The sequence below is a fragment of the Chryseobacterium phosphatilyticum genome, assembly GCF_002899825.2.
Lineage (GTDB): Bacteria > Bacteroidota > Bacteroidia > Flavobacteriales > Weeksellaceae > Chryseobacterium > Chryseobacterium phosphatilyticum.
The window spans coordinates 521,047-533,067 of sequence record NZ_PPED02000004.1 but is presented as its reverse complement, the minus strand read 5'-3'; the positions used below and the strand labels follow the sequence as shown (position 1 = coordinate 533,067).

General features: G+C 37.0%; 14 protein-coding genes. 4 read left to right on the top strand and 10 right to left on the bottom strand.

Annotated elements, in window-relative coordinates; all coding sequences use genetic code 11:
- Positions 1 to 13: 13 nt before the first annotated feature.
- On the bottom strand, positions 14 to 460 hold the full coding sequence (locus tag C1631_RS18125) for a DinB family protein (RefSeq protein WP_185144679.1): 447 nt from the start codon (positions 458 to 460) through the stop codon (positions 14 to 16).
- Between the two features lie 89 nt (positions 461 to 549).
- Complete coding sequence (locus C1631_RS18120; RefSeq protein ID WP_103247235.1) at positions 550 to 2,346, bottom strand: DUF885 domain-containing protein; 1,797 nt, start codon at positions 2,344 to 2,346, stop codon at positions 550 to 552.
- Between the two features lie 169 nt (positions 2,347 to 2,515).
- On the opposite strand from C1631_RS18120, the gene C1631_RS18115 reads away from it, so the two are divergent.
- The 4 genes from C1631_RS18115 (at position 2,516) to C1631_RS18100 (ending at position 5,251) form a co-directional block, all read left to right on the top strand.
- Positions 2,516 to 2,977, top strand: coding sequence for a hypothetical protein (locus tag C1631_RS18115; RefSeq protein WP_103247236.1), 462 nt, complete (start codon positions 2,516 to 2,518; stop codon positions 2,975 to 2,977).
- 172 nt (positions 2,978 to 3,149) lie between these two features.
- Positions 3,150 to 3,854 carry a MotA/TolQ/ExbB proton channel family protein gene (locus tag C1631_RS18110; protein WP_109713635.1) on the top strand — a complete coding sequence of 235 codons (705 nt, stop codon included), beginning with the start codon at positions 3,150 to 3,152 and terminating at the stop codon, positions 3,852 to 3,854.
- 93 nt (positions 3,855 to 3,947) lie between these two features.
- Entirely contained in the window at positions 3,948 to 4,346 is a 399-nt protein-coding gene (locus C1631_RS18105; protein ID WP_103247238.1) for an ExbD/TolR family protein, read from the top strand.
- A gap of 20 nt (positions 4,347 to 4,366) precedes the next feature.
- Positions 4,367 to 5,251 (top strand): ferric siderophore ABC transporter substrate-binding protein, encoded by an 885-nt coding sequence (locus C1631_RS18100; RefSeq protein ID WP_103247239.1) that lies wholly within the window; start codon positions 4,367 to 4,369, stop codon positions 5,249 to 5,251.
- A gap of 19 nt (positions 5,252 to 5,270) precedes the next feature.
- Here the strand turns inward: C1631_RS18100 and C1631_RS18095 are convergent, their stop codons facing one another.
- The 8 genes from C1631_RS18095 to C1631_RS18065 all read right to left on the bottom strand — a co-directional run bounded on the left by C1631_RS18095 (position 5,271) and on the right by C1631_RS18065 (position 11,969).
- On the bottom strand, positions 5,271 to 5,660 hold the full coding sequence (locus tag C1631_RS18095; protein ID WP_103247240.1) for a hypothetical protein: 390 nt from the start codon (positions 5,658 to 5,660) through the stop codon (positions 5,271 to 5,273).
- Between the two features lie 63 nt (positions 5,661 to 5,723).
- Positions 5,724 to 6,089 (bottom strand): four helix bundle protein, encoded by a 366-nt coding sequence (locus C1631_RS24280; protein WP_194294618.1) that lies wholly within the window; start codon positions 6,087 to 6,089, stop codon positions 5,724 to 5,726.
- A 54-nt stretch (positions 6,090 to 6,143) separates the two neighbouring features.
- Positions 6,144 to 7,550, bottom strand: a complete 1,407-nt coding sequence (locus C1631_RS18090) for a nucleoside recognition domain-containing protein (protein ID WP_103247241.1) — start codon at positions 7,548 to 7,550, stop codon at positions 6,144 to 6,146.
- A gap of 321 nt (positions 7,551 to 7,871) precedes the next feature.
- Positions 7,872 to 8,381, bottom strand: coding sequence for a DUF6973 domain-containing protein (locus tag C1631_RS18085; RefSeq protein WP_109713633.1), 510 nt, complete (start codon positions 8,379 to 8,381; stop codon positions 7,872 to 7,874).
- Between the two features lie 54 nt (positions 8,382 to 8,435).
- Entirely contained in the window at positions 8,436 to 9,290 is an 855-nt protein-coding gene (gene accD, locus C1631_RS18080; RefSeq protein ID WP_103247243.1) for an acetyl-CoA carboxylase, carboxyltransferase subunit beta, read from the bottom strand.
- Positions 9,291 to 9,380: 90 nt separating this feature from the next.
- The gene (gene fbaA, locus C1631_RS18075) at positions 9,381 to 10,451 is read right to left on the bottom strand and encodes a class II fructose-bisphosphate aldolase (protein WP_103247244.1); all 1,071 of its coding nucleotides are present in this window, start codon (positions 10,449 to 10,451) and stop codon (positions 9,381 to 9,383) included.
- Between the two features lie 70 nt (positions 10,452 to 10,521).
- Positions 10,522 to 11,388: an NAD kinase gene (locus tag C1631_RS18070; RefSeq protein ID WP_103247245.1), complete on the bottom strand. Its 867-nt coding sequence runs from the start codon at positions 11,386 to 11,388 to the stop codon at positions 10,522 to 10,524.
- A gap of 2 nt (positions 11,389 to 11,390) precedes the next feature.
- A complete protein-coding gene (locus tag C1631_RS18065; protein WP_228441344.1) occupies positions 11,391 to 11,969 on the bottom strand; it encodes a CBS domain-containing protein in 579 nt (192 codons plus the stop codon).
- Positions 11,970 to 12,021: the final 52 nt, after the last annotated feature.

Sequence of the window (12,021 nt, the reverse complement as noted above, 5' to 3'; positions counted from 1 at the left end):
GGATAAAAGGTAATTAATAATCCAATAACCTTCTGTGATAATTGATCTGCCCTAAATGATAATCCAGATGAGCCACCAGATGGATCAGGAAGTAATCTGTGGTCATTTTGTTTTCAAACACCACCAATGGATATTCTTTTTTAAGATTTTCTTCAGATAATTGAGGTAGAACGGAATCTATCATGGCCACTGTGGCTTCAATTTTTTCAATAAGTTCTGTTCTTGGAATATCTTTTAAGGAAAATTCAAGGTCACGGTTTCTAACATAACCCGTATTTCCGAGCTGAGCTCCTATAAAATGATTAATGTTTCCAACCAGGTGAAGGCTAAGGTTGCCTGCAGAATTGGCAATGCTTTTATCAATTTTCCAAAGGTTTTCTTCCTTCTGATAGGCTTCTATCTCTGTTTTTAATTTATTTAAATCTCTGTTGAAAAGAGATCTTAGACTTTCTGTGATCATATCATTTTTTGTTTTAACTTTTTCAATTTCTTAGAATATATTGTAATAACAAAAGGCACTGATTTTAACCCAGCGCCTTTTGTTATTACCTATTTCTGCTTTTTAGCCCAAAGCTCCATCTTTCTGTTCAGAACATCCAGCGGAAGACATCCCTGACTTAATATTTCATCATGAAAGCTTGCAAGATTAAATTGTTTTCCAAGTTCTTTCTGGTATTTTTCTCTTAATTCACGGATTCTTAAGGACCCGATCTTATATCCTAAAGCCTGCCCCGGCATGGCCATATATCTTTCTACCTCTGCTACAGCAGCCCCTTCATCGTAAGAAATATTGCTTAAGAAATATTTGATCGCTTCTTCTCTTGACATTTTTCCGGTGTGAAGTCCGGTATCTACTACCAATCGTACAGCTCTCAGCATCTGATCGCTTAAATATCCCATTTTTTGGTATGGATCAGTATATAAACCAAATTCAGGGCCTAATGTTTCACAATAATGTGCCCATCCTTCACCATAAGCTCCAAACCATCCAAACCTCATAAATTTAGGAAGTTTTTCATTCTCCTGTTGTAAAGAAACCTGATAGTGATGTCCCGGAATGGCTTCATGCAGAAAAAGAGATTCCATACCTGAAGTCACATTAAATTTGGTGGGGTCAGGAAGCGGAACATAGAATATGCCCGGCCTTTTCCCATCCGGAGTTCCCGGAATATACTCTGCACTGGCACTGGCTTCTCTGAATTTCTCCGTTTGTCTGATCTCAAACTTTGTTTTTGGTGTCACATTAAACATCGTTTTCAGTTTGGGAGTAATCTTTGTCAGGATACCGTTGAAGCCATTCAAAACATCTTTAGATGTTTTATAAGGCATTGCTTTAGGATCAGTTTTTACAAAAGTAATAAACTCTTCAAGTGATCCTGTGAAGCCTACCTGTTGCTTTACTTTTTCCATTTCAGACCGAAGCATGGCAACCTGCTGCTGTCCGATTTTATTAATTTCTTCCGGTGATTTCTTTGTTGTCGTCCAGCTTTTTACATAATAGCTATAGATTTCATTTCCATTAGGAAGACTGTTGTAGCCATCTGTATCTCTGCCTTTTGGTAAATAGTCTTTTTCCAGGAATGCTGCCATTTTGGTATAGGCAGGAATAATTTTGTTCGTAATGGCTTCCTTGTAAAGTCCTGAAAACTTATCCTTTTGAGCCTGTGTAAAACTCTTGGGGAAATTTCTAACCGGGCCGTAGAAAATGTTTTTCTCCATATCTGGAGTGATGATTTCCTCAGCTTTCATTTGAGGAATCATTTTGACCACCAGCTTTTTAGGTAAAACTACTTTATTATTGATTCCTTCACGGAAGTTGTCCGTAGCAGCATTCATCCAATCCGGGAATTTTTCCATTCTTTTTAGCCAGTCGTTGTAATCCTTTTCTGTTTTGAAAGGCTGGCTTCCCTGTCCGCTTCCATAGAGAGGAAAAGTTAAAGGAAGGCCTCCAAATTGGGTAAACGGAATATATTCCGGGTGATACGCGTACGCTTCAATTTTATCTTTCAATGTATAATCCAGTACATCGTATACTACTTTATCTTCATCAGAAAGTGTTTTATAGTCTACATGTTCCAGTTGTTTTTGTACTGAATGGTAAAAGGCAACTTCTCCTGAAATGAAATCTTTATCAATGTTGATAGGCAACTGATCGTTGTATCTGGAATCTCCCTGAGAAGTAGCATCTAAAGGATATAGCTTAAGATACTGCTCGTAGTAATTGGATGCAATAGAGTCCAGATTAGAAGGAGTCACTTTGGTAAGAGGGGAATCAGACTTCTTACACGAAGCAAGAGCAACCATTAATCCCAGTCCTAAAATACTTTTTGACAAAATTTTTTTCATTTTCAGAATCTTTATGAAGCAAAAGTAAGTATTATTAGGGGATCACGAATCAACATGTTACCTGATTTTAAAAAAATAATTTTCAAAATCCTTTTAACTTTAAATCAATTTTTTATCTTTGTCTAAAACGTTTAACAATCATATTATTACAGTTCTTTTTTAAGGAAAAATGAAAGGGATTTTAAAAATTTACCATCCGGAGGAAACGCTAAAATACAATATCAGAAATACTTATTGTAAAGCAATCTACAGCAACCAGCAACACTTTTTAGAGGTTGAAATAATAACGGATGACAGTTTGGATCACGTAGATGATGATTCATTACAGTACAACTTTCCACAACTTTCACTTGAAGTCTTCGATTTTCCTATCGAATCGACGGAAATTGAAGGGAAAACTATCAAAATCAACGATTCTGACGAGGAAACTTATACAGAAGTAGATCTTTTCGATGATGAAGAGGCCTATATTTATGACAATGAGCTTCTTTTTGAAAGAAACGAAGAAGGAGAGCTTGAAGTGATCTGGAAAGGAACCATCGATGATTTCTACACAGGATCAGATACGCCGATTCCTTTTAGATTAAAATGTGAATTTAAGCAGGATGATATCGTGGTAGACGAAGATTAACCGATATCTTTATCTTTTTCGATAACCAATTTCTTTTCAAAATTTCTTTTGGAAAGAAATTTGCTATTTGTAAATCATAACAAAATTTAAGTTGTTTTTAAGCAATTTTTAAGAGTTCAATTCATAATATTCCACTACATTTGTCGTTGAAACTTTAATAAAATACACATTAATGCTGTTAACGGAACTTTCACAGATTGTATTTGCACAAATCGCTACACCCGCAGTTGCCACAGATAATTTAGAATTTTCATTTTGGAAGATCATGTTCCATGGAGGAGCTTTCGCTAAAATAGTGATGGTGACCGTATTACTGCTGGGCGTATTCTCTTTGTATCTGTTTTTTGAAAGATTTTTCTTTATTAAAAGGCTAACCTCAAAGACGGATTCCAATTTCATGAACAATATTGAAGATTTTATCAAAGCAGGCAAGATTGAAGCTGCCAGTGATTATTGTAAAACACAGAATTCACCGGAAGGAAGAATCCTTGAAAAGGGAATTTCCAGATTAGGGCGACCTGTTTCTGATATTGTTAGTGCTATGGAAGCGCAGGCACAGGTAGAAGTAGCCAATATGGAGAAAAACCTGAATCTTTTGGCAGTGGTTCCGAGTATTGCCCCTATGCTGGGACTTTTGGGAACGGTTATCGGGATGATTATCGCGTTCTTTAACTTATCTCATGCTACGGGATCATTCTCACCAAAAACACTTTCTGAGGGTATCTATACTGCTTTAGGACAAACAGCGGTAGGTCTTGCAGTTGCTATTCCAGCAAACTTCTGTTATAATATTCTTTTAACCAGAATCGATAAGTTTGTTTTGAAGGCTCAGAATATGTCTGGAGAATTTTTAGATCTTATCAATAAACCTTTATAAATCTTTCTTATGAAATCGCAGATAAAGAAAGTTCTTTAGGGAATAGTAATTTGAGCGATTCCATCTGATCATTAAAAATATAAGAATAAACAGATGAAAATTCAGAGAAGAAATAAAGCGAATCCGGAATTCAGTTTAGCAGCGATGACTGACGTTATCCTGTTGATGCTGATCTTCTTTATGATAACATCTTCTGCTGCAAATCAGAGTGCTATTGATGTGAATCTCCCTAAGGCAGGAGCCACAGAAGATAATATTCCAAATCCATTGACGGTAAGTATTAAGCCCGATGGCTCATTTTTTGTGGATGATAATCCTGTAAATAAAGGGGAGCTTGAGCAGATTATAGTGGCTAAACTGGCAAGCCAGCCTAATAAATCATTTACCATCAGAGCAGATGAAAACACGCTTCATAAAGATGTGGTTTTTGTGATGGAGATCGCTGAAAAAAATAAATTTAACATTGCCATAGCAACAGTTAAAGATAAATAAGGAAAGAATCAATAGTAAAGATGAGAAGCTATACAGCAAATAGGAATGACGAAAATAAAGATAGAATAAAAAGTGCTCTGCTTTCTATTCTGATCTGGGCTGCCATTTTGCTTTTTGTTTTTTTATATAAATTAAAACCTGAACTGGATAAAGACCCTGAAGTGGTAACCACCATGCTGGTTAATTTTGGAGATAACCGAAACGGGAATGGTGTTGAAGAACCGGCAGAACAACCCGGAAGTTTAGCTGCAGCAACCGAAGAAGTAACCCCGGAACCTGCTGAAACACCTGTACCTGAAACGAAGACGGTGGTAAAACCTGAACCGGCTCCTGAACCCAAAAAAGTAGAAGCAAAGGAGAAGATTATCACCGGCAAAAGTTCGAAAAATACAGTTCCTAAGAAAGAGGAATCTAAAAAGGCTGAAAAAAAAGAAGCAACCAGTACAAATACTTCTAAAAACACTAAAAAATCAGGCGCTGCCACTGCAAATGCTAAAACAGGAAACGGAGATGGAAAAGGGAATGCTGCCATTGGAAATCTGATCAGAGGACGAGGCACAAAAGCTGGAAGCCAGGGAACCGGGGATGGAATTGGAAATGCCGGAGATCCTTTAGGCGGAGATGGAAACGGAGACAGTAAAGTAGGAATTGACAGAAAGCTGGTAGGATATATTCCGGGAACAATGGGACGGGGAGGAGCGCAACCTTCTCACAGTTGTACAGCGAGTGGATCAATTACTATAGCTTATACTGTGGATAAAGCCGGAAATGTGGTTTCTGCAAGAAGAGTGGGGGGTGTTTCTGATCCTTGTGTATCATCTACCTCTGTGGCCTGGGTAAAGAAATATGTAAAAGCAGAAAAAGCTAATACATCATCCACAGGAACTTATAAAATTACTTTCTAAAAATACAAAAGCACTTTATTCAAGTGCTTTTTTTTAATTCATTTATTCTGTTGATGATGGGTAAGGCAAAGATTCCGCTTGTCTGTAGATAGAGTTCATAGAAGGTTTTTGCTTTGTCCTGAAAATCTTTGTTGTGGTCCTGTCTGCTTTTAAAATAGAAAAGATTCCCAAGCATTTCGTAATAGTCTTTGCGGTCTCTTTCCTGTCTTTCATTAACAAGAGCAATCATTTCTTCTTTAGTCATCGAGGATACCTGGGTAAAGTTCATCTTGAAAATATCTCTCATCAACGTATCAAAATCAAGTTCTTTTTGCATTAAACTTTCTTCAGGTTTGTCTAAAATAAGTTTTTCCAATGCCTGTGTCAGCTGACGGATGAGTCTAAGAGTAAATTCTTTATCTGTTATCATAATGGGTAATTTTGTTGCTAGTTGCTAGTTGCTAGTTGCTAGTTGCTAGTTGCTAGAGGTTGGTTATGTACGCCAGTTTAACTGAACGTATTTTATAAAATTATTTATTTTTCCTCCTAAGAGTTTGTATTGTTCTGTTTTGTCTTTGAAGCTTAAGCTTAATTCCGGATATAGCCTGTTGATTTTTGACAAATGGCATACTGTTTCATCACAACTCGCTTGAGAATAGGTTAGAAATCTGATAAAATCACCCTTGTAATTATTGCGTCCATATCCTTCTGCTATATTGGTTACAACGGAGTCTGCAGACCTTCTTAATTGACTTCCTAATTCATATAACTCATGATTAGGTAGTAGAAGTGAAAGTTGATGTGTTTCGATAAACAACTCAAAAGCAATATTGTAAATATCAAGTTTTTCGTAGCTCATTCGTATATTTTTTTAACGAGGAAAATACCAGCAGCTGCTAACTTGCAACCTTATCTAAGCAAAAAAAAGATATGCCAACGCAATTGAGGTAATAATACCCACTAGATCGGCCAGAAGCATGGCAATTACTGTGTATCTTGTATTCTTAACGGCTACGGCACCAAAATATACAGCAATCACATAAAATGTTGTATCTGAACTTCCCTGCAGAACTGCTGCAAGATGTCCCTGGAAACTGTCTGGCCCAAAAGTACTCATAGTATCTACCATCATTCCTCTTGCTCCGGATCCTGATAAAGGCTTAATCAGGGCTGTTGGAAGTCCGTCGACGAAGCGGGAATCAAGTTGAGTCATATTGGCAACCCATTTCATTCCGTCAATAATAACATCAAAAACACCTGAGGTTCTCAACAATGAAATAGCAATTAACATCCCAACCAAATAAGGAATGATTTTTACACAAGTGGTAAAGCCTTCTTTAGCCCCTTCAATAAATGCATCAAAAACGTTGATTTTTTTATAAAGGGCTCCAAGTACAATAGCCAGAAAAATAAACAGAATAAGCCCGTTACTTAATACCTTACTGAAATCATCCAGTTCATCTTTACTCAATTGCACCAGATATACTACCAATAGGCCGATAATGGCTGAAATACCTCCTACATAGGCAATGACTACAGGACGAAGAAGATTGATTTTTTGATATGCAGAAACAATAATCATCGCGGCCAATGTCGCTGCGAAAGTGGCTATCATACAGGGAAGGAAAATATCGGTAGGGGTTTTGGATCCCATTGAAGCTCTTATGGCGATAATAGACACAGGGATGAGGGTCATTCCTCCGGCGTGAAGACAGAGAAACATGATCTGTGAGTTGCTGGCTGTATCTTTATTTGGATTTAAGGTCTGGAGGCTTTCCATAGCCTTTAAACCAAATGGAGTAGCGGCATTGTCCAGGCCCAGAAGGTTGGCACTGAAATTCATCAGCATGTGCCCGAAGGCCGGGTGATTTTTAGGAATATCCGGGAAAAGTTTTGAGAAAAAAGGTTGAATAAACCGGCTTAAGAGATTGATTCCTCCTGCCTTTTCGGCAATACTCATGAATCCCATAAATAAAGTCATGATTCCAATCAGCCCAAGGCAGATTTTTACCGCAGTTTCGGAGGTTCCTATTACGCCATCTGCTTCCTGAATACGATATACTTTTACATTCTGTTGTAAAGAATCTGTTGTTTTATAATGGATTCTGCTTTCGGCAAAATCTGTTTTTTCCTTCAAACCATTTTTAACGACAGGAGAGAGCGTTGCTATGGGTTGTGATGCAATCTGCACCGTATCACCACCTTTTCCTACTACCATATCATTGAAAATGGTTTTGTAGTTGCTTGATGAAATGTATTTTATACTGGCAATGGCAATGGCAATAATAATAAAAGCCGACCAAATTCTGCTGAGAACCATCCGATTGATTTAATTGTTTAAACTTATCAAAAATACTTTAAACCACAAAAGTTACAAAAGAATTAAACAACTAAGTTTTTGAGAAGTGAGAAGAATTCTGTTGATAATAGGCTCAAGCTTTTGAAAGTCAATTATTTTAACGCAGTGCTCTCAAAGATTTTTGCTGAAAGATGTAGATTATTCTTTCGCAGTGGCGTTAGCACTCAGCAGAGTACATTAACAAGAGTCCCTTGCTGAATGAAATGCCTTTGCGCTCAAAAAAATATGCATAAAGTTTTATAATTCCTTTGCGTATTCCTGGCGTTTAAAATAAAATTATGCTTACTCTTCTAGGTAAACCAGATACCCCTCAAAGTCATCATCTAGACTCTTTAAGACTTTGGCGTCATCCATTTTTTTGACCAACGCTTCTACAAAGAAGCTTTTTTCAAAAAACTGGCGATGAATTCCCGGGAGAATTTCCATGAAATAATCCATTCCGATTTTGTTGTTATGAAGATCCATTTTGGTTTCCAGAGGTTCATTTGGGAACAGTTCTTCATGCATGTCTGTTATTCTTTTGCAAAAATCAAGTGCTTTTTTAGGAGAAGAAATTTTGCAGCAATACATCATAATAAAACAGCACCACAGAGCGTGTCTGAAAGCATTTCCAATTCCGTTATTGGAGGCTGTTTCAGGGAATTTTTTCTGTGCTATAGTAAATGCTTTTACCGTTGCATGGAAACTTAATAAGGCAAAAAGAGGATGGGGAAGGACAAGTGATAAAAGACGGATAATCTTTTTAAAACTCATGCTTCGGATGGTATTGAAAAATATCTTAAAAGTCCTCATAAATAAAAATCTCTCCCTAATTAGAGAGAGATTGTATTGTTTTTGTTACAGGGATTATGCTTTTACAGTTAATAAATTAACCGTTTTAGCAACAGTGTCCTGAATTTCTGTTCTTTTTACAATGAAATCAACAAATCCTTTTTCCTGTAAGAATTCTGATGTCTGGAATCCTTCCGGTAAATCTCTGCCGATTGTTTCACGGATTACTCTTGGTCCTGCGAAGCCGATCAATGCTCCCGGTTCAGCCATGATAATATCAGCGGTCATCGCGAAAGAAGCCGTGATTCCTCCAAAAGTAGGGTCACAAAGGTAAGCGATATACAGAAGCCCCGCTTCAGAAAGTTGAGCAAGTTTCGCCTGTACTTTAGCCAACTGCATCAAAGAGTAAGTTGCTTCCTGCATTCTTGCTCCTCCGGACTGACAGATGATCATGTACGGAAGTTTGTGCTTGATACAGTAATCTACTGCTCTTCTGATTTTTTCACCCATTACGGAACCTAAAGATCCTCCGATAAAAGCGAAATCCATACAAGAAACCACCATTTCGGTTCCTTTTACAGTTCCTACAGCATTTCTGATGGAATCTGTAAGTTTCGTTTTAGCTTTTACTTCTTTTAAACGGTCTTTATAAGGCTTTGTATCTTTGAAGTTTAAGATATCAATACTTTCAACATTGGCATCCAATTCGGTGAATTTACCGCCGTCAAAAAGGATGTCAAAAAATTCCGCACTTCCTATTCTTACATGAAATCCGTCTTCAGGAGAAACATAGTTATTTCTCTTTAATTCATCATGTTCCACAACTTTCCCTGATGGAGTCTGATGCCATAGGCCTTTGGGAACGTCCTTTTTTTCATCAGTAGAGGTGGTAATGTTTTTTGCTTTTCTTTTAAACCAGTCGAATGCCATTTTTGCTTGTATTAATGTATAAATGTAAAATGTACCAATGTAAATGTATTCATGATGAATATTTTTTACATTGGTACAAATGTACAGTTCTTATTTTAAAGTATTTACGTTATTTAAATCTTCAAATGCTTTCACCAATCTTGAAGAGAAAGTATCCTCACCTTTTCTTACCCAAACTCTTGGGTCATAGAATTTCTTATTCGGTTTTTCTTCTCCCTCAGGGTTTCCGATCTGAGCTCTTAAATAGTCGATATTATTTACCATGTAATCTCTCACTCCTTCTGTATAAGCAAACTGAAGGTCAGTGTCGATATTCATTTTGATTACTCCATAATCGATTGCCTCTCTGATCTCTTCTAAAGTAGATCCTGATCCTCCATGGAAAACAAAGTTTACAGGTTTGGCAGCAGTTCCGAATTTCTCCTGAACATATTTCTGAGAATTGTCAAGGATTTTTGGAGTAAGCACTACGTTTCCTGGCTTATACACTCCGTGTACGTTACCAAAAGCGGCAGCGATCGTAAAGTTGTCAGAAATAGCTCTTAATTTTTCATAAGTATATGCTACATCTTCCGGTTGAGTATATAATTTTGAGTTGTCAACATCTGAATTGTCAACACCATCCTCTTCACCTCCTGTAACTCCGATTTCTACTTCAAGAGTCATTTGAAGTTTAGCCATTCTTTCAAAATATTTAGCAGAAATATCAATGTTTTCCTCTAAAGGTTCTTCAGAAAGGTCTAGCATGTGAGAAGAGTAAAGGGATTTTCCTGTCTGCTTGAAGAACTCTTCGTTAGCATCCATTAATCCGTCGATCCATGGAAGTAATTTCTTTGCACAGTGGTCTGTGTGTAGAATTACTGTTGCTCCGTAAGCTTCAGCAAGAGTATGAATATGTTTAGCTCCTGCGATTGCTCCAAGAACAGCAGCTTTTTGTCCGTCATTGCTTAATCCTTTTCCTGCATTGAAAGCAGCTCCACCATTTGAAAACTGGATGATTACAGGAGAATTTAATTTCGCTGCAGTTTCCATAGTAGCATTTACATTGCTTGATCCAATTACGTTTACTGCAGGTAGCGCAAATTTGTTTTCTTTAGCATACTGAAAAATATCAGTAACTAATTGACCTGTGGCAACTCCTGCCGGAAAAATTCTACTCATGTTTTACTTTTTATTATAAATTTATTAGGTGTTTTAATTTCGTGTAAAGGTAATCATTTTTAGGAAATTGCTAATTTCTTTTGTCCCTTCCCCAAAGCAGCTTCTGACGAATGGTTTCGTAGAAACTAAGGTTATTGGGCTGCACTAAAAGAAGTTGAAAAGAAGCTTTTTTGATGATGATTTCCTTATCTGTTTCAATATGTATTAATCTTGAGTCTAAAGAAAGGGAGTATTGTGGTACCCGGCTTTCTACTCTGAATTTTATTTCTACTTTGTCATTCACAACTAAAGGTCTCACGTTCAGATTATGAGGGGCAATAGGGGTGATGACGAAATTTTCGTTGTTGGGAGAGATAATCGGCCCTCCACAACTTAGTGAATAGGCAGTGGAACCTGTTGGAGTTGAAATGATAACACCATCCCCCCAGAAAACATTTAAAAATTCATCGTTGATATAAGAGTCTACCGTAATCATTGATGTTGTTTCTTTCCTTGAAACTGTCACATCATTCAATGCATAAGGAAAAGCTCCTTCCAGTTTTGGAGAGACAACTTCTATGACTGAGCGACGACTGGTTTTTACATTACCCTTTAAGATAGAGTCAAGCTCTTTGAAAGCTTCTTCTTTGGTGAAAAAGGCTAAGAATCCCAACCTTCCGGTGTTTACTCCTACAACAGGTATTTCAAGATCCTCAATAAAAGTTAAAGAGTTTACAATGGTTCCGTCTCCACCGAAAGTAAAGAACAGGTCCACTTCTTTATCCAAAAGATCCTGTTTATTATTGAATGTTTCGAAAATTTTTGAGAACTGAAGAGCTTCTGCCATTTCATCATATAAAACAGATTTTACCCCTCTGCTTTCGAGCTCAGAGATAAACTTGCTTAGATATAAAAAAGTATCAAGATCTTTTTTCTGAGAATAAATAGCTGCCTTCATTGTTATATTTCTATAAATTTTTGGAAAAAACCGAATCGATCCTTAAAAAGATCGGTTTTCTCATCAGAATAGTATTTTTCAACAATTCTGTAGTCATACCGGTCAAAAGTAGAGTCTATTGAAGCCAGATTTTCATTACTGATCTTTATAGTTACGTGGATCACCTCGTCAGACATAAAGCTTATAAATCCTCCATAAAACTTTGAATTATTGCTTTCCACAATATTGGCAATCTCCGTCATTGAATATTTTCTGGAAGGAGTTTCTATGGTAAGAATAGCTCCGGATTCTGAAAACAAAGGGTAACGGGATAAATCCTGAAAAATGTCATCACAGGTGATATACCCCAGATACTTTTCATTTTTGTTGATTACCGGGATCACATTGGAGCTGAACGTATAAAACAGACGGATACTGTCCATTATATTATTATCTTCCTGGATGGCAAAACGCTCGATCTGATGTTCCAGATCTTTTAAAGTTCCACCGTCTTCTTCATAAAGAAAGTCTTTGGCGAGGGCTCCGTAAAAGTGATGGGATTTTTTGATGAAAATATGGGAATATCCAAAATCTTCTAACATATTTCGGGCCGACTCTATTGAATCAGACAGGCTAAAACACGGGAAGTCTTTT

Excerpts from the sequence above, each read along its gene's own strand:
- C1631_RS18065 (WP_228441344.1), bottom strand. The coding sequence starts at position 11,969 with ATGTTAGAAGATTTTGGATATTCCCATATTTTCATCAAAAAATCCCAT.
- C1631_RS18105 (WP_103247238.1), top strand. The coding sequence starts at position 3,948 with ATGAAAATTCAGAGAAGAAATAAAGCGAATCCGGAATTCAGTTTAGCA.
- C1631_RS18070 (WP_103247245.1), bottom strand. The coding sequence starts at position 11,388 with ATGAAGGCAGCTATTTATTCTCAGAAAAAAGATCTTGATACTTTTTTA.
- fbaA (WP_103247244.1), bottom strand. The coding sequence starts at position 10,451 with ATGAGTAGAATTTTTCCGGCAGGAGTTGCCACAGGTCAATTAGTTACT.
- C1631_RS18120 (WP_103247235.1), bottom strand. The coding sequence starts at position 2,346 with ATGAAAAAAATTTTGTCAAAAAGTATTTTAGGACTGGGATTAATGGTT.
- C1631_RS18095 (WP_103247240.1), bottom strand. The coding sequence starts at position 5,660 with ATGATAACAGATAAAGAATTTACTCTTAGACTCATCCGTCAGCTGACA.
- accD (WP_103247243.1), bottom strand. The coding sequence starts at position 9,290 with ATGGCATTCGACTGGTTTAAAAGAAAAGCAAAAAACATTACCACCTCT.
- C1631_RS24280 (WP_194294618.1), bottom strand. The coding sequence starts at position 6,089 with ATGAGCTACGAAAAACTTGATATTTACAATATTGCTTTTGAGTTGTTT.
- C1631_RS18110 (WP_109713635.1), top strand. The coding sequence starts at position 3,150 with ATGCTGTTAACGGAACTTTCACAGATTGTATTTGCACAAATCGCTACA.
- C1631_RS18115 (WP_103247236.1), top strand. The coding sequence starts at position 2,516 with ATGAAAGGGATTTTAAAAATTTACCATCCGGAGGAAACGCTAAAATAC.
- C1631_RS18100 (WP_103247239.1), top strand. The coding sequence starts at position 4,367 with ATGAGAAGCTATACAGCAAATAGGAATGACGAAAATAAAGATAGAATA.
- C1631_RS18085 (WP_109713633.1), bottom strand. The coding sequence starts at position 8,381 with ATGAGGACTTTTAAGATATTTTTCAATACCATCCGAAGCATGAGTTTT.
- C1631_RS18090 (WP_103247241.1), bottom strand. The coding sequence starts at position 7,550 with ATGGTTCTCAGCAGAATTTGGTCGGCTTTTATTATTATTGCCATTGCC.
- C1631_RS18125 (WP_185144679.1), bottom strand. The coding sequence starts at position 460 with ATGATCACAGAAAGTCTAAGATCTCTTTTCAACAGAGATTTAAATAAA.